The sequence below is a fragment of the Streptococcus sanguinis SK355 genome (genome assembly GCF_000212855.1).
Classification (GTDB): Bacteria; Bacillota; Bacilli; order Lactobacillales; family Streptococcaceae; genus Streptococcus; species Streptococcus sanguinis_A.
Genome location: NZ_GL890993.1, coordinates 535,953 through 551,794 on the forward strand (window position 1 = coordinate 535,953; position 15,842 = coordinate 551,794).

15 protein-coding genes and 1 riboswitch are annotated in these 15,842 nt (G+C 43.7%); all 15 genes read right to left on the reverse strand.

Annotated elements, in window-relative coordinates; genetic code table 11:
• Window positions 1-35: 35 nt before the first annotated feature.
• Window positions 36-1,295, reverse strand: coding sequence for a F390 synthetase-related protein (locus tag HMPREF9389_RS08685; RefSeq protein WP_002928527.1), 1,260 nt, complete (start codon window positions 1,293-1,295; stop codon window positions 36-38).
• Window positions 1,264-2,091, reverse strand: a complete 828-nt coding sequence (locus HMPREF9389_RS08680) for an MBL fold metallo-hydrolase (RefSeq protein WP_002928530.1) — start codon at window positions 2,089-2,091, stop codon at window positions 1,264-1,266. Before HMPREF9389_RS08680 ends, HMPREF9389_RS08685 begins: the two co-directional genes overlap by 32 nt.
• A complete protein-coding gene (locus HMPREF9389_RS08675; RefSeq protein ID WP_002928537.1) occupies window positions 2,066-3,097 on the reverse strand; it encodes an NAD-dependent epimerase/dehydratase family protein in 1,032 nt (343 codons plus the stop codon). Before HMPREF9389_RS08675 ends, HMPREF9389_RS08680 begins: the two co-directional genes overlap by 26 nt.
• Before the next feature lie 200 nt (window positions 3,098-3,297).
• Window positions 3,298-3,909 (reverse strand): 30S ribosomal protein S4, encoded by a 612-nt coding sequence (rpsD, locus tag HMPREF9389_RS08670; RefSeq protein WP_002899562.1) that lies wholly within the window; start codon window positions 3,907-3,909, stop codon window positions 3,298-3,300.
• Window positions 3,910-4,171: 262 nt separating this feature from the next.
• A complete protein-coding gene (locus HMPREF9389_RS08665) occupies window positions 4,172-4,894 on the reverse strand; it encodes an ABC transporter ATP-binding protein (RefSeq protein WP_002928542.1) in 723 nt (240 codons plus the stop codon).
• Window positions 4,894-5,946, reverse strand: coding sequence for an ABC transporter substrate-binding protein (locus HMPREF9389_RS08660; RefSeq protein ID WP_002928545.1), 1,053 nt, complete (start codon window positions 5,944-5,946; stop codon window positions 4,894-4,896). The genes HMPREF9389_RS08665 and HMPREF9389_RS08660 overlap by 1 nt, the downstream gene beginning before the upstream one ends.
• Entirely contained in the window at window positions 5,937-6,689 is a 753-nt protein-coding gene (locus HMPREF9389_RS08655) for an ABC transporter permease (protein ID WP_002928546.1), read from the reverse strand. Before HMPREF9389_RS08655 ends, HMPREF9389_RS08660 begins: the two co-directional genes overlap by 10 nt.
• 116 nt (window positions 6,690-6,805) lie before the next feature.
• Window positions 6,806-6,907, reverse strand: a riboswitch (TPP riboswitch).
• Window positions 6,908-6,991: 84 nt separating this feature from the next.
• A complete protein-coding gene (locus HMPREF9389_RS08650) occupies window positions 6,992-7,615 on the reverse strand; it encodes an HAD family hydrolase (protein ID WP_002928547.1) in 624 nt (207 codons plus the stop codon).
• A 96-nt stretch (window positions 7,616-7,711) separates the two neighbouring features.
• Window positions 7,712-7,987, reverse strand: coding sequence for a Veg family protein (locus HMPREF9389_RS08645; RefSeq protein ID WP_002894239.1), 276 nt, complete (start codon window positions 7,985-7,987; stop codon window positions 7,712-7,714).
• Window positions 7,988-7,989: 2 nt separating this feature from the next.
• Window positions 7,990-9,345: a replicative DNA helicase gene (dnaB, locus tag HMPREF9389_RS08640; RefSeq protein WP_002928548.1), complete on the reverse strand. Its 1,356-nt coding sequence runs from the start codon at window positions 9,343-9,345 to the stop codon at window positions 7,990-7,992.
• Window positions 9,346-9,371: 26 nt separating this feature from the next.
• Complete coding sequence (gene rplI, locus HMPREF9389_RS08635; protein WP_002928551.1) at window positions 9,372-9,824, reverse strand: 50S ribosomal protein L9; 453 nt, start codon at window positions 9,822-9,824, stop codon at window positions 9,372-9,374.
• Entirely contained in the window at window positions 9,821-11,842 is a 2,022-nt protein-coding gene (locus HMPREF9389_RS08630) for a DHH family phosphoesterase (protein ID WP_032906259.1), read from the reverse strand. Before HMPREF9389_RS08630 ends, rplI begins: the two co-directional genes overlap by 4 nt.
• Window positions 11,843-11,999: 157 nt before the next feature.
• The gene (gene mnmG / locus HMPREF9389_RS08625; RefSeq protein WP_002928555.1) at window positions 12,000-13,907 is read right to left on the reverse strand and encodes a tRNA uridine-5-carboxymethylaminomethyl(34) synthesis enzyme MnmG; all 1,908 of its coding nucleotides are present in this window, start codon (window positions 13,905-13,907) and stop codon (window positions 12,000-12,002) included.
• Between the two features lie 144 nt (window positions 13,908-14,051).
• Window positions 14,052-14,666, reverse strand: a complete 615-nt coding sequence (locus HMPREF9389_RS08620) for a MarC family protein (protein ID WP_002894248.1) — start codon at window positions 14,664-14,666, stop codon at window positions 14,052-14,054.
• A gap of 19 nt (window positions 14,667-14,685) precedes the next feature.
• Window positions 14,686-15,807 (reverse strand): tRNA 2-thiouridine(34) synthase MnmA, encoded by a 1,122-nt coding sequence (gene mnmA, locus HMPREF9389_RS08615; RefSeq protein WP_002894250.1) that lies wholly within the window; start codon window positions 15,805-15,807, stop codon window positions 14,686-14,688.
• Window positions 15,808-15,842: the final 35 nt, after the last annotated feature.

Here is a 15,842-nt window from a genome sequence, read left to right on the forward strand (position 1 = left end):
CCTCTGATTCATATATTTTTCCACTTGGGGCATTCTTAAGTCCGATAGATACGTTTCAACTTACGACTTCTGTCCCGCTGATAATCTTCAAAAGAAATAGCCGGCATAAGAAAGCTTTTATCAGTCGCTAAGTTTTGAAACTGCTGGATAATCTCGTCTTCTCGCTGCTGACTACGATGTTCGATAGCAATGGTCAGCGAATGGTCCTGTTTCTGAGCGACTTGGTATTCTCCAATCCCATCAACTAAGAGCAGACAACGGCGGATAAAGTCTGGAAAGACCTCCACCGACTGACCTGCAGCATTTTCAAACACGAAAATATCATCCGAGCGCCCCTCAATCCTATCAATCCGTGTAAAGACCGAACCGCAGGGGCAAGGTTCAGGATTTTCCACCAAGATATCATTCAGCTCATATTGAAAAATTGGCTGAGAAGTCCGCTTGAAATCCGTAATTATTGGATAAAAGCGTCTATCATCCAAGTAGCACTTTTTTACATGGACAATATCTTCATTTAGATGAAGATTCCCGTGGATACAAGTGCAGGCTAGAAAGCCCTCGGTCGCTTGGTAGACCTGATCCACCTTTTTTAGACCAAATCCTTCTTGAATCCTCTGCCGATCTGGCTCTTCTAAAATCTCTGCCACCGATACGACTTTGCTAGGGGCAATTTTCAAATTTCCTGCCTGGACTTGTTTAGCCAGCTCCAAGAGCATTGATGCTGGCGCTACCAAAATCGTTGGCTGGTAAGCATTCAAACGCTCTACATGCTCTTCGGCTCCCTGAAAAGTATCAAAATACTCCAGAGAAATCAAGCCTGAATTGACAGTCTGATAGAGCTGGTTATCTGCCCGAAGAAAAAAGGCTATTTTGTGCCCAAAGAGTTTACCTTTAGGCAGCATCTTGGCCAAGATGGCTGCCGCCCACATGCTGCGCTCCTTTTCAGTGGTGACAAACAAGCCTCGGTGACCAGATGTCCCTGAAGACAAGCCGACAGCAATCTCTCCTATCATGGGACTAAAATCACGTGTCCGCTCGCTCTCCAGGGCAAAGGCTAGCAACTCATCTCGATTCAGTCCCTGAGTATTGAGCTCATTGAAATGCTCCATCATAAAGGCTTTATTCATCTTAAAATCTGCTGGAATACCTGATTTGAAATAAGGCGATTCCTGCTGCAGAAATTCCCGATAGATTGCTAAATCCTTGACTTGATAGCGTTCCAGAGCCTGTCGATCTTTAAATCGATGCCCCCAGCGCATGACGCTAAAGGTTTTTAGAAATGTTCCTAGTTTCATACAAAATCTGTTCCACTCTCTCAGCCGGATCATGACTGACTAGCACCTGATAACCGACAGCAAGCAACTGCCGCAGCAAGGCCACACCAGCCATGTATTCTTCCTTGTTATCCTGGATTAGTGACGGCAAGAAACGCATCTGCTCGGTATAAGGCAACAGATCCACGCCCCAGCACAAATCAGCTCCGATAAACAGATGATAATCTGGCAAAAAGAGACACGCTTGACCAGCGGCATGCCCATCAACTGAGGCCAGATATATACTGCCATCCCCAAACAAATCAACTGTCTTGCGATAGAGGAATTCTGCTTGGACCTGCTGAGGTTCCACCACTTCCAACCGACTCTCAAAATCCTGCGGAAGAAATTCCTTGAAAATCAAATCCTTAAGCTTGGCATGCTGATAAGTTTTGAAAACGGTCTTGGTCAGAATGAAGCGGGCCTTGGGAAAGAAAGCGGCTCCGCCAATGTGATCTGGATGCAAGTGCGACAAGATGACATAAGAAATATCTTCTGGCGCAATTCCTTTTTGCTCAAGCAGCCGATCTACACGCTCCTCTTCTGACATATCAACAGGCGTTCCCAGACCATAAAGCCAGTATTTGAGCTTGGGCTTCAGAATAGCTGGAGAATAGCCAGTGTCATAGAGAATATAGCCTTTCTCACGATGCTTCAAAAGGAAAACACCAGCCGGAAAAATCATTTTTTTCTTGGCAACTCCCTTAAACATCTGTTGCAAGTGACTGCTGCAGCGCCCAGGCTGAAGATACTCAATTTTCTCGATAATGTTGGACATATTTTGCAATCCCTTCACTGATTGTCAACTTGGGTTGATAGCCCAAATCTCTTACTGCTGCTGATATATCCAGCGTTTGGCTGTAACGCATTAAGTAATAGGTGTAAAGAGTCAGAGGTGGCTCTTTTTCAATGTTAAAAAAGCGATAAAAGCTTTCAAATCCTTGTGCCAGAAGACCTAGAAAAGCAGCAGGCAACTTAACATAACGTTTACGAACCTGTAAACCATCCAAAGCTTCATCCAGCATATCCCTGAAACTACGGGATTCTCCGTTGGTAATGTTGTAAACTTGTCCTTGCGCTTCTGGAATCTCTAAAGCCAGACGAACAGCCAAGGCTACATTTTCCACACAGGTCATATCCATCATTTGCTGGCCATTTCTGATAAGTGGAATCGCCAGTTTTTGACTTAAGCGCAGAATCCTAGGAAAGATACTGGTATCTCCAATACCAAAAAGCCCTCTAGGGCGCAAGATAACCGATGGAACTTGAGGGTAGCTTCGAACAATCCGCTCAGCCATGAGCTTGCTTTTTATATAGAAATTCAGCTCATTTTCCTGAGGAGCAGCCTCTTCTTTGATAGCCAATTGGTCACGCGCCGCAGCATAAACACTCGGAGAGGAAATATAGACCAGTCTTTGCACTCCAAAATGTCGGCAGGCTTCCATAACCAGCTTGGTCCCTACTACATTGGTTTGATAAAACTGCTCCCAGGGTCCCCAAATCGTTGAGAGAGCACCAGCATGTACCACTGCATCCACTCCTTCGCAGGCTGCAAAAATCTCCTCTTCTCTAGTAAAATCACCAGCAAAAAACTCTACTAAAGGACCCTCTAACTGCCGACCAGCCTTCAGATTACGGCCAAAAGCCCGCACCTGATAGCCTTGTTCAGCTAGCTCTTCAACAACATACTTTCCTAGAAAGCCAGTCGCTCCTGTCACTAGAACCTTCATTGCTACTCCTTTCATACAATTTTCTGTTTCTGTCTTGTCCCCATTATACACCATTTCAGCAAATCTTCCGTAAAAAAGCTGGAAAAAATCTTTACAGAGTGTCTCAGCTGATTGGATAGGAGCAGAAAAAATAAGATAATTCCCAAAACAGCTGTCTCAATCCATTGACATTTTTTAAGTTGGAAATAGCTCTAATTAATTCATTGAGAGTATTAAAAAAGAAGCCGGGAAACCGGCTTCTGAACAAATACAAATTAAAGCATTTTGTTGTAGAATTCAACGATAAGAGCTTCGTTGATTTCTGGGTTGATTTCATCGCGCTCTGGAAGGCGAGTCAATGAACCTTCTAATTTTTCAGCATCAAATGATACGAATGCTGGACGTCCAAGAGTTGCTTCAACAGCTTCAAGGATTGCTGGAACTTTCAATGATTTCTCACGAACTGAGATCACTTGACCTGGAGTTACGCGGTATGATGGGATATCAACGCGTTTGCCGTCAACAAGGATGTGACCGTGGTTTACGAATTGACGAGCTTGACGACGAGTAGTCGCAAGACCAAGACGGTAAACAACGTTATCCAAGCGACGCTCCAAGAGAAGCATGAAGTTGAAACCAAGGATTCCTTCTTTGATTTTTGAAGCTTGAACGAACAAGTTACGGAATTGTTTTTCACCTACACCGTAAGTGAAACGAAGTTTTTGCTTTTCAGCCAATTGCAAACCATATTCAGACAATTTGCTGCGGTTGTTTGGTCCATGTTGACCAGGTACATAGTTGCGGCGAGCCAATTCTTTCCCTGTACCAGTAAGAGAAAGACCCAAACGACGAGCTTGTTTCCAAGATGGTCCTGTATAACGTGACATAAAAATGTCCTCCCGTAAAATTTTTTTGAGGAAATAGTCACTTAGAAAGCCCTGATTCGTGCAGAACATTTTCGCCCAAACAGCTAAGGCTACTTTTATAGCTGATGTTCTGTTGACGAGCTCCATGCTTTCCTGCTGCTATTTCACACAAGGGCTATTGTACCATGAATAAAGTCAAAAGTAAAGGGACTTATGCAAAAAATCAAGCCAAAAGGCTTGATTAAAGTTATTTCTAGAAAGTAAAGGAATTCAGGCAGTTGCTTCACACTCCCAAAATCTTCAAAATCTCCTGCTTGTATCGTAGCTTCTGCAATTCCTTATCCTCGTTGTCTAACCAGACCAGCTGGAGATCTGCAACAATTTGCCCAGGCCGATTTTTCAGAATATAGATACGGTCACTGAGAGCCAGAGCTTCCTCGATGCTATGAGTGATAAGGAGAGTTGTCAGACCCAGCCTACGATGAATATCCAGATACCAAGCGTGTAGCTCCATCTTGGTCAGCTCATCCAAAGCACTAAAGGCCTCGTCTAGAAGAAATAGCTTGTGACCGAACATATAGGTTCGTAGCAGAGCCACGCGCTGCCGCATCCCCCCGCTCAGTTCATGTGGATACTTGTCTGCCACATCAAAAAGCCCGAACTCCTTCAAAATCTGACTTGCCTGCTCCGTCGCTTCCTTTTTGGATACCTTTCGGATTAAGAGAGGCAAGATGACATTCCCCAGCACCGTCTTGTGCTCCAGCAGCAAGTCCTTCTGTAGCATGTAGCTCACGCGACCCTTGGGATTTTCCTGTCCGTCTAGGACAATCCTACCCGTCTGGACCTCCAAAATCCCCGCAATCAGATTAAAGAGGGTCGTTTTCCCGACTCCACTAGGCCCCAAAATCGCTACAACCTGGCCTGCTTCTACCTCTAGGCTGATGTCTTTCAAAATCTGCTGCTCATCGTAAGCATAGCTTACATTTTCAAGTTTAATTTCTGTCATTATTTTATATAATCGTTGCTGAATCCCTTGTCCCTCAAGTCATTGTCCACGATACCTTTATCCTTGGCCCATTTGTAAAAGGCATTCCAGCGGCTAGCCTCAAACTGACCCCACTTGTCCTTATCCGATGCATATTGCTCGGACAAATATTTTTGGGAATCCAAGACAAAGTCACGCTTGCTTTTCAACTCTGGCGCATGCTTGATTAAAATATCCGCTGCTTCTTCAGGGTGCTCCATAGCATATTGATAGCCCTTCTTGATAGCCTGCAGGACTTTTTTCGCCTCTTCCGGATTCTTCTTCAGGTAGTCATTATTGGCAATGATGACTGGAGAATAGTAGTCAAACTCCTTTACATAGTCCTTCATATAAAAGAAATTTGTATCCATGCCCTGAGTTTGAGCCATGATGCCGTCCCAGCCATGATAAATCCACGCTGCATCAAACAAGCCATTTTCAATCGGCGTAATTGAGTTGGAATCGTTGTTGGGAACTTTTTCCACTTCATCAAACTGACCTCCTTGGCTTTCAACCAAGGTTTTGAGCATGCCCAGCTCCACCGGATCATTCCAGGTGCCATATTTCTTGCCAGCCAGATCCTTAGGACTTGTAATCCCTGCAGATTTTTTGGAAATAATGCCCGAAGTATTATGCTCTACAATAGCCGCGACAGCTGTGATTTCTGCGCCCTTATCCAGTTTTTTAGCCATAGAGTCCTGGAAATAAATACCAAAAGGTGCCTTGCCATTGATAATCAGATCCGAACTGCTATCTTCAGGCGGCAACTTGATATCCACATCCACGCCTGCTTCCTTGAAGTAGCCCTTTTCCTGAGCCACATAAAGGCCGGTATGGTTGGTGTTAGGTGACCAGTCTAGGATAAAATCAATCTTTTTATCCTTCTTAGCTGACTTCGAGCCTGACTGACTGCAGGCCGCTAGACTAAAGATAGATACGGCAGCCAAACCTGCCAGCAGCATTTTGTAACTTTTTTTCATTATTATCCTCTTTTCTTTCTTCGGAAAATAGCAGAGCTGAGCTCCTATTTCCACTTAATGACATATTTTTCACTGACAGCCACCAGCTTCATCCCCAGAAGACTGATAACCGAAACCAATATGATAATGGCAAACATGGTATCGTACTGGAAAAGTTTCTTAGACTGAATCATATAAACACCCAAGCCTTCAAAACCGCCCAGCCATTCGGAAACCACGGTCGTGATAAAGGCATAAGATACACTGACGCGCAAGCCCGCATAGAAATAAGGCAAGCTAGCTGGAATCTTAAAATGCCAGAGAATCTGCCAGCGATTGGCCTGCATAAGCTCAAAGAGAGTCAAGGTGTCTCTGTCACAATGCCGAAAACCATCCAGAATACTGACGATAATCGGAAAAGTCGTCGTCAGAATAATGAGCACAATCTTGGGCAAAATCCCATAACCCAGCCAGAGAACCAGAATTGGCGCCAAAGCAATGGTCGGAATAGTCTGCACCACGACCATCATGGGGTAGATCAGATCATTGAGCCAGCTCATGCTGTCCATGAGTATAGCTAGTATACAAGCCAAGATGACGCCCAAGACTAAACCCAGCAAGGCTACTTTTAAGGTCGCCCAGCTATGACTTGCTAGAAATCCGGCATCTCTGATAAAAGCCTGACCGATTTCCAGAGGTGTCGGCAGGATAAACTTGGGCAAGAGCTTGAGCCAGCCCATGACCTGCCAGATGACAAGTACACCCAGCATCCCTAAGAGACCGATTTGCTGCCGCATCAGCCTTTGTAGTGCTTTCATTGATTAGTTTTCCTCCCTTCCTGCATTTTAGCACTGCAATTCTTCAAGATATCACCATTCGATAAAGATGATAAAAGAAAAGGCCTTTTCCATATATGGAAAAGGCGCACAAATACCACATTTTTCGGTATGTTTCCTACGCTGGCATTACCCAGATCAGGTGCGGTCGAAGCTTACACTTCCTCTCAGACTGTACACAGACTCCCATATATAGGACTATGATAGCGCAATCATCAGCAAATGTCAAGGTTGGAGCTTGGGCTCACTCCTTTTCAACTATAAGCGAAGCGAACTATCATCAATCAGTCAAACTTACCTTTCGTAGCCAGCAAAGTCTCCAAAGCTTTGATATTCTCTGTCTCGCTTGTGGATAAGATGGTTTCAAAGCCCAGTTCAGCTGCCGTATCTAAGTTAGCCTGAATATCATCAATAAAGACGGACTCCACTGGATCCAAACCATACTTTTTCAAGAGCTTTTGGTAAATCTCTGCTTCCGGCTTGACGACCCCGACCTCTGAGGAAAGGATATACCCCGACAGCAGTGGGTAAATGGGCAACAAACCAGCTTTTTCAATATGATAAAAAATCTCACAAGTGGTTGACAAGATATAGATTCGATAGCCCTGGTCAGCCCATAGCCAAATTCTTTCCTGTAAATCACTGTAAACATGCACAACCTCATACCAATGATAAAAGATATTCTTAACGGCAGAATGATAGGAAACGTCCAGCTGAGCCAAGACTTCCTCACAAGCTTCTTTCAAACTCAGCTCTCCCTTGTCCGTCTGATGCCAGACACCCGACCCAAAAATGGCCTGTTTAAGGACCTGCCGCCGCTCTTTCTCAGGTTCAAAATAGGTCAAGATTTTCTCAGAATTCCATTCAATCAGAACATTGCCCAAATCAAAAACCAAATTTTTAATCATGATGACCACCTGTTTTCTTTGCTTATCATCCTCTATATAAGTCGATTTGACTGAAGAATTGCTTCAAATATAAGTAAAAAGGCCCACTGGACCTTTCTATTCATCAAAATAACGGATGAGGTTCTTTTCTGTCAAAATGTCAGAGTAGGTATAAGACTCCACATAAGTATTAGAGATTTCCCCTGGCTGACCGCCTTCATTGGAATATTCCACGATAAACAAAGACGGATAGACTTCAATCAGACGGCCTTGCTTGCTTTTTTGGCGCTTACGACCGTTTTCCAGCGTCATCTCGACGATTTGTCCTTCATGCGCCTTGATATCTTCTTTGATTTTTTTCATTTTTGCCACATCTGTAAATGCATCACTCATCTTTATTCATCCTCTCTTTTGGAAATACTTGAGAATTTATTATACTCTTTCTGGAAAATTAACTCTACTGTACCACGCGCTCCGCTCCGGTTTTTCTCAATAATGACTTCAACCTTGTTGTTGGGAATGCCTTCTTCCTCCTCACCAGCGCGATCATAATAATCATCCCGGTAAAGGAAAGCAACGATATCCGCATCCTGCTCAATGGAACCTGATTCCCGAATATCAGACAGCACTGGTCTCTTATCCTGCCGCTGTTCCACGCCACGCGAGAGCTGACTCAGCGCAATGACCGGCACCTTGAGCTCCTTCGCCAAGATTTTCAACTGCCGGGAAATTTCCGAAACCTCTTGCTGGCGATTTTCACGGCCAGTTCCTGTAATCAGCTGCAGATAGTCAATCAAGACCAGCCCTAGATTGCCCGTTTCCTGAGCCAGTTTTCGAGCCCGCGAGCGAATCTCTGTAATCCGAATCCCTGGTGTATCATCGATATAAATACTAGCGTTAGCCAGATTAGCTGTCGCAATGGTATATTTTTGCCACTCTTCATCTGTCAGTTGCCCCGTACGAATGGAATGAGAATTAATTACCCCTTCTGAAGCCAGCATCCGGTCCACCAAGCTCTCCGCCCCCATTTCCAGAGAGAAAATGGCCACAGTCTTATCCAGCTTAGTTCCGATATTCTGAGCGATATTAAGGGCAAAGGCTGTCTTTCCGACCGCTGGCCGAGCCGCCAGAATGATTAATTCTTCCTCATGCAGACCAGTCGTCATCTTGTCCAGCTCACGGTAGCCAGTCGCAATCCCAGTGATATCTGATGTCTGCAGAGACCGGGCCTCCAGATTGCTAAAGTTAAGATTCAGCACATCACGGATATTTTTAAAGCCACTGCGGTTGGCTGTTTCGCTGACATCAATCAGTGCTTTTTCAGCTCCGGCAATAATTTCCTCTGACAAACGGTCACCATCGTAGGCTTGATTGATAGACTCTGTCAGACGCGAAATCAGCCGCCTTAAAATAGCCTTTTCTGCAACGATTTTAGCATAGTATTCCGCATTGGCAGATGTTGGCACGGAATTGACCACTTCCACCAAGTAGCTGAGACCGCCGATATTCTGCAAGTCACCCTGGCTGTCCAAAATGTTACGAACAGTCGTTGCATCAATGGCATCGCCGCGGTCAGCCAAGTCAATCATAGCCTTGAAAATCAAGCGATTGGCATACTTAAAGAAATCAGCAGGCTCGATATACTCACGAACAAAGACCAGTTTGCTCTCATCAATGAAAATGGCTCCTAAAACGGACTGCTCCGCTAAAATATCCTGAGGCTGAGCTCGGAGTTCATCAATCTCTGCCATCGGTAAATCCTTCCTTCAAATCACTATTATCCTTCTTTAACCCGCAAACGAATCACTCCAGCTATATCCTGATAAATTTTCACTGGAACATCTATCAGACCAATGGAACGAATCGGTGAGTCCACCTTAATATGCCGTTTGTCAATTTTGATGCCAAACTGCTTCTGCAGTTCTTCTGCTATTTTCTTGCTGGTAATAGAGCCAAAGGTGCGGCCGTCCGGACCAACTTTTTCAGTAAATTCAACAAGAGTAGCTTCTTCTGCTAATTTAGCTTTAATAGCTTGAGCTTCTGCCACTAGTTCCGCATGGGCTTTTTCTTCAGACTTTTGCTTGCCGCGCAGTTCACCAATAGCCTGGGCTGTTGCTTCCTTGGCTAAATTTTTCTTAATCAGAAAATTTTGAGCGTAGCCAGTCGGCATTTCCTTGATTTCGCCTTTTTTGCCCTTGCCTTTTACATCTGCTAAAAAAATTACTTTCATCCTTTTTTCTCCTCGTCTATTATTACTTCCTCTTTAATGACTTGGTCCATAATTTCTTGATTCAGCGACTGAAGAACCTCAGAAACTGTTTTACCTTCAATTTGAGCTGCTGCCAGATTGAAATGACCGCCACCGCCCAACTTTTCCATAATTCGCTGAACATTGATCTTGCTGCGACTGCGAGCCGAAATAGACACATAGCCTTTGGTATTCTTGCTCACGACAAAAGTAGCTTCAATTCCTGACATGGAGAGCATGGTATCAGCTGCCTTACTGATAACAACTGTATCATAAGTGTTCTCCTCTGGACCAGCTGCTACAATGACATTTGGCAAAATCTTCTTGCCGTTTAAAATCAGTTCATTAATCGCACGATATTCCTCAAAATTCGTAGCGGAAATATCCTGAATCACAACACTGTCACTGCCCCTAGTTCGTAGATAGCTGGCCACATCAAAGGTCCGACTGGTGACCCGAGATGAAAATCCTTTGGTGTCAAGCATGATACCTGCCATGAGAAGGCTGGCTTGCATCTTACTGAGACGGTTCTTTTTAGAATTCTGGAACTGAATCAGCTCCGTTACCAATTCACTGGCACTGCTAGCCCCACTTTCGATATAGGCAATTACCGCATTTTCAGGAAAATCTTCATCACGACGATGGTGATCGACTACGATAATCTGACTGAATTGATCAAAGAAATCCTTAGACAGAGTCAGAGATATCTTGGAGTGGTCAACCATAATCAAAAGCGAACGATTGGTCACCATATTCACTGCTTCAGAAAGCGGCACCAGATAGTCAGCCCCTTCCTGCTGGAGCTTTGTAATGGATCGTTCAATGTCAGAAGCCATCTGAGACGGATCATAGACCACATAAGCTTTCTCAATGATATTACTAGCAAAGAGCTGCATTCCCAGAGCGGATCCCAAGGCATCCATATCCAAATTTCTATGTCCGACTACAAAGACCTGATCCACACTCTTAATCTTATCAGAGATCGCAGTCATCATAGCCCGAGTTCGGGTGCGCGTGCGCTTAACAGCTGACGCCGTTCCTCCACCAAAGAAGATTGGGTTCATGTTGTCATTATTTTCTTTAACGACAGCCTGGTCCCCACCGCGAACTTCAGCTAAGTTGAGGTTAAGCAGAGCGACACGGCCGATTTCATCATGATTGCCATCACCATAAGAAAAGCCCATACTGAGTGTCAGCGACAGTTCTCGATTTTTAGCTTCCGTCCGAAATTGATCAATGATAGAAAATTTATTTTCCATCAGCTGTTCCAGCACTGTGTAATCCGTAAAAAGATAGAACCGATCCATGCTAACCCGGCGGTAAAACATGTGAAACTGCTCAGAAAATTCTGCTACGAAATTGGCTACAAAGCTATTGATTTGACTGATGTCCGTATCAGAAACGACGTCTTCTAAATCATCATAATTATCCACCGAGATAATCCCGATTACTGGGCGCGTTGTCACCAGACCAACGGTGGCTTCGTATTCATTGGATGCATCAAAAAAATAAAACACACTGGATGCACGGTCCAAGTAAACCGAATATTTCTTGTCTCCAACCGTAGCATAATGACCAGAGTCTGAATAAGCAGCCTTCATGATATTCTTGAGCATATCAGCATCAAAATCACCATCTTCAGTTGTAAAAATCAGTTCTGCATAGGGATTAAACCACTCTACATCACCGTTATCTTCACTGATTTTAATGACACCAACTGGCATCTTATCCAGCAAGGAAGCGAGGCTTCCTTCTGCTTGATGATTGACATAATGAATCTGCTCAATCTCATCTAGCTCTGATACTCTCTGTTGCTGGATAAAAAGCACAATCAAAAGAGCCAGCACAAGCATGAGAGCAGCTAGCATGGCCAAACTATCACCAAAAAGCCTCAGACAGATGGCTAAGATTATAAAGGAAATTAGACCCGCCATCGCCAAGTGAATTGGGGCAAAACGAAATTTTTTCATCATAGACCTCTTATTCCGCCATTTTACCATAAATCCTAGAAAAAAGCGAATTTCTCCCAATAAGTAAAGCATTTAAGAAGGGTAAAGGAAGCGAAAAACAGCCTTTCAAAGTTTACAACGTTGTAAACCTCTTGTAAATTTACACAAAAAGGCTGCTTCCCAAAGGAAACTAAGCCTTTTACAAGAGTTACTTCGCTTGATTTTTAGAAATGCTTCTAGACTTGCCTTCTAAGTAAACCATCAAAATGGAAATATCTGCTGGATTGACACCAGAAATACGACTTGCCTGACCAATCGTTTCTGGATTGATTTTCTTAAACTTCTGTCGTGCTTCTGTCGCAATCGAGTCAATATCATCCCAGTCAATATTTGCTGGAATCCGCTTCTCTTCCATGCGCTTCATCTTTTCAACCTGATCAAGAGCTTTGGAAATATAGCCTTCGTACTTAATCTCTGTCTCAAGCAACTCGATAATCTTTTCATCAAGCTCTTCTGCAGCTGGACCAATGAACTGAACCACATCTTGATAAGACACTTCCGGTCGCCTTATAAATTCTTTGGCAGTTACTGCATCTGTCAGAGGCTTAAAACCAAGTGCTTCTACCTTGGCATTGGTTTCCTTGACAGGCTTTAGCTTGATGGATTCCAAACGCTTCATTTCATTGTCAAATTGATTCTTTTTAATCTCGAAACGAGCCCAGCGCTCATCATCTACCAGACCAATTTCTCGTCCCAGCTCTGTCAAACGCATATCGGCATTGTCATGGCGGAGAATCAAACGGTACTCAGCTCGGCTAGTCAAGAGTCGGTAAGGTTCTACAGTTCCCTTGGTCACCAAATCATCAATCATGACTCCAATGTAACCATCACTGCGCTTCAGAATCAGCTCCGGCTTACCTTGGATTTTCAAGGCCGCATTTATCCCAGCAATAATCCCTTGACCTGCAGCTTCTTCATAACCAGAAGTCCCATTGGTCTGACCTGCTGTAAACAGCCCTGAAATTTTCTTGGTTTCCAAGGTTGCCCGCAACTGGTGGGGCATAATCATATCGTACTCAATGGCATAGCCTGTCCGCATCATCTCAGCATTTTCTAGACCCTTGATAGAGTGAACCAAGTCCTTCTGCACATCTTCTGGCAAACTAGTTGACAACCCCTGCACATAAACTTCTTCTGTATCACGACCCTCAGGTTCTAAGAAAAGCTGGTGGCGTTCTTTGTCCGCAAAACGGACGATCTTATCCTCAATAGACGGGCAATAGCGTGGCCCCACTCCCTTGACTACTCCTGAAAACATAGGAGCCCGATGCAAGTTATTTTGGATAATCTCATGACTTTCCGCATTGGTATAAGTCAACCAGCAAGGAACTTGATCTTTCACATAGTCCTCATCACGAGACGTGTAAGAGAAATGATTGGCTTTTTCATCACCTGGCTGAATTTCAGTCACATCATAATTGATAGATGACGCCTTAACACGTGGAGGAGTTCCAGTTTTAAAACGACCAATTTCAAATCCTAGGTCACGCAGATTATCTGCTAAAGGAATGGCTGCTAAGCTATGGTTTGGACCAGATGAATACTTGAGATCACCAATAATAATTTCTCCCCGCAAGGCTGTTCCAGTCGTAACAATAACAGCTTTAGCTGCATACTCCTGATGGGTCGCTGTTTTAACCCCAATGACCTTACCATCTTCTACCAAGATTTCATTAATCATGGTTTGCCGCAGAGTCAGATTTTCTTGATTTTCAACAGTCTTCCGCATTTCTTTGGAGTAAACTTCCTTATCCGCCTGGGCCCGAAGAGCCCGAACAGCGGGTCCTTTACCAGTATTGAGCATCTTCATTTGGATATAGCTCTTGTCAATATTCTTGGCCATCTCCCCACCCAAAGCATCTACTTCACGAACGACAATCCCTTTAGCAGACCCTCCGATAGAAGGATTGCAGGGCATAAAAGCCAGCATCTCAATATTGATGGTTGCTAAAAGAACCTTGCAACCCATTCGACTAGCAGCCAGCGATGCCTCAACCCCAGCATGCCCTGCTCCAATCACGATAATATCATAACTTTCAGTAAAATTGTGTGACATTTCTTTTTCCTTCGTTTTTTTTCACCAAAAAAGGCCAAGTCTCCAGAAGTGCAGGACAAAAAAGCCTGCAACATCCATGAGCTTTGACCATCATGACTATTGTTAAAGCTATTTTATCAAATCAAATCGTTTTGTCAATGCAAATCACTGTTTGAGCAAGGTCTGCACACTGACGATAATCATCTGTATTCCTATCGAGAATAGTAAAAGTCCCATCATTTTCGTTATAATTTTCATCAAATTTTCTCCCAAGAAGCCTGCAATTTGTTTTGCACTTCTTAACAGGAGATAAGTGATGACACATAGTAGAGCAAAAGCAACTACGGTTATCAGTTGATTCTGCAAACCTCCATTAGCCAGACTTAAAGCAGTTGTAATTGTACCTGGTCCCGCAAAAAGTGGCATTGCAAGAGGAGAAATAGCAATAGACATTGGATCTGAATTTACTGCTTGCTGCTCCATTCCTTTATAGCTGGGTGAATGATTACCATTAATCATATGATAACCGATAACGGCCACTAATATTCCACCAGCAATTCTGAAAGAAACAATTGTAATTCCAAATACTTTAAAAATGAAATCTCCTGAAAAGATAAAAACAGTTACAATAACAAAGGCAATCAAAAGACTCCTAAAAGCAATTTTTCGTGAAATTTTTTGACTATCATCTGCTACTAAAGCCATGTAAGCAGGAAGATTTGAAATTGGGTTCATTATAGCGAAAAATGCCATAAATGCATAAAAAAATTGAGAACTCATTGTTTTTATTTAACTCCAGTTAGACATACTGACAAACCTTGCCATCACGGTAGGCATTGTCAATTAAACCGCCACCTAAACACTCTTCGCCATCGTAAAAGACAACTGCCTGTCCTGGTGTAATGGCGCGCTGTGGCTCCGCAAAGATGACCTCTGCCTTGTCTCCTTTGACATGTACTGTCACCTTAGAATCAGGCTGACGGTAGCGGAACTTAGCTGTACATTCCATAGTAAATTCTTCTGGCATTTCTTTTGTGAAATGAACCTGACTAGCGTCAAGACTGGTTGACATTAAGTTGTCATGGTAAAAGCCTTGACCCACATAAAGGATATTTTGGCTGAGGTCTTTTCCAACCACAAACCAAGGCTCATTATCTCCACCGTGCTGACCACCAATTCCAAGACCACCCCGCTGGCCAATAGTATAATACATCAACCCAGCATGCTGGCCCATATCTCGGCCTTCCAAGGTCATCATGCGACCAGGCTGGGCTGGTAAATATTGACTCAGAAATTCTTTAAAATTCTTCTCACCAATGAAGCAAATACCAGTCGAGTCTTTTTTCTTAGCTGTAGCTAAACCAGCTCTTTCAGCAATTGCTCGAACTTCTGGCTTTTCTAAATGCCCCAGAGGAAACATAGTCTTTTGCAGTTGTTCCTGTGACAGTTGGCTTAGGAAGTAAGTCTGATCCTTATTGTTGTCCTTGCCACGCAACATGTGAACCAAGCCATCTTGGTCTCTCTTTATCTGAGCATAGTGACCCGTTGCAACGTAATCTGCACCCAGTGTCAAGGCATAGTCAAGGAAGGCTTTAAACTTGATTTCCTTGTTACACATGACATCTGGATTTGGAGTCCTACCAGCTCGGTATTCCGCCAAGAAGTATTCAAAAACGCGATTCCAGTACTCTTTCTCAAAGTTGACAGAGTAGTAAGGAATGCCAATCTGATCTGCAACAGCAGCTACATCCTTGTAGTCTTCTGTGGCTGTACAGACACCAAATTCGTCTGTGTCGTCCCAGTTTTTCATGAAGATGCCAATCACATCGTAACCTTGCTCTTTCAAGAGCAAAGCAGTTACTGATGAATCGACACCTCCGCTCATACCAACAACGACACGAATCTTAGAGTTATCACTCATTGTGTTCTCCCATCTTTTCGTTATTTCACGATTGA

Coding starts and splice junctions, on each gene's coding strand:
- rplI (WP_002928551.1), bottom strand. CDS start 9,824: ATGAAAGTAATTTTTTTAGCAGATGTAAAAGGCAAGGGCAAAAAAGGC.
- HMPREF9389_RS08645 (WP_002894239.1), bottom strand. CDS start 7,987: ATGAGTGATGCATTTACAGATGTGGCAAAAATGAAAAAAATCAAAGAA.
- HMPREF9389_RS08685 (WP_002928527.1), bottom strand. CDS start 1,295: ATGAAACTAGGAACATTTCTAAAAACCTTTAGCGTCATGCGCTGGGGG.
- dnaB (WP_002928548.1), bottom strand. CDS start 9,345: ATGGCAGAGATTGATGAACTCCGAGCTCAGCCTCAGGATATTTTAGCG.
- rpsD (WP_002899562.1), bottom strand. CDS start 3,909: ATGTCACGTTATACAGGACCATCTTGGAAACAAGCTCGTCGTTTGGGT.
- mnmG (WP_002928555.1), bottom strand. CDS start 13,907: ATGTCACACAATTTTACTGAAAGTTATGATATTATCGTGATTGGAGCA.
- mnmA (WP_002894250.1), bottom strand. CDS start 15,807: ATGAGTGATAACTCTAAGATTCGTGTCGTTGTTGGTATGAGCGGAGGT.
- HMPREF9389_RS08675 (WP_002928537.1), bottom strand. CDS start 3,097: ATGGTGTATAATGGGGACAAGACAGAAACAGAAAATTGTATGAAAGGA.
- HMPREF9389_RS08620 (WP_002894248.1), bottom strand. CDS start 14,666: ATGAGTTCTCAATTTTTTTATGCATTTATGGCATTTTTCGCTATAATG.
- HMPREF9389_RS08665 (WP_002928542.1), bottom strand. CDS start 4,894: ATGACAGAAATTAAACTTGAAAATGTAAGCTATGCTTACGATGAGCAG.
- HMPREF9389_RS08655 (WP_002928546.1), bottom strand. CDS start 6,689: ATGAAAGCACTACAAAGGCTGATGCGGCAGCAAATCGGTCTCTTAGGG.
- HMPREF9389_RS08680 (WP_002928530.1), bottom strand. CDS start 2,091: ATGTCCAACATTATCGAGAAAATTGAGTATCTTCAGCCTGGGCGCTGC.
- HMPREF9389_RS08650 (WP_002928547.1), bottom strand. CDS start 7,615: ATGATTAAAAATTTGGTTTTTGATTTGGGCAATGTTCTGATTGAATGG.
- HMPREF9389_RS08630 (WP_032906259.1), bottom strand. CDS start 11,842: ATGGTAAAATGGCGGAATAAGAGGTCTATGATGAAAAAATTTCGTTTT.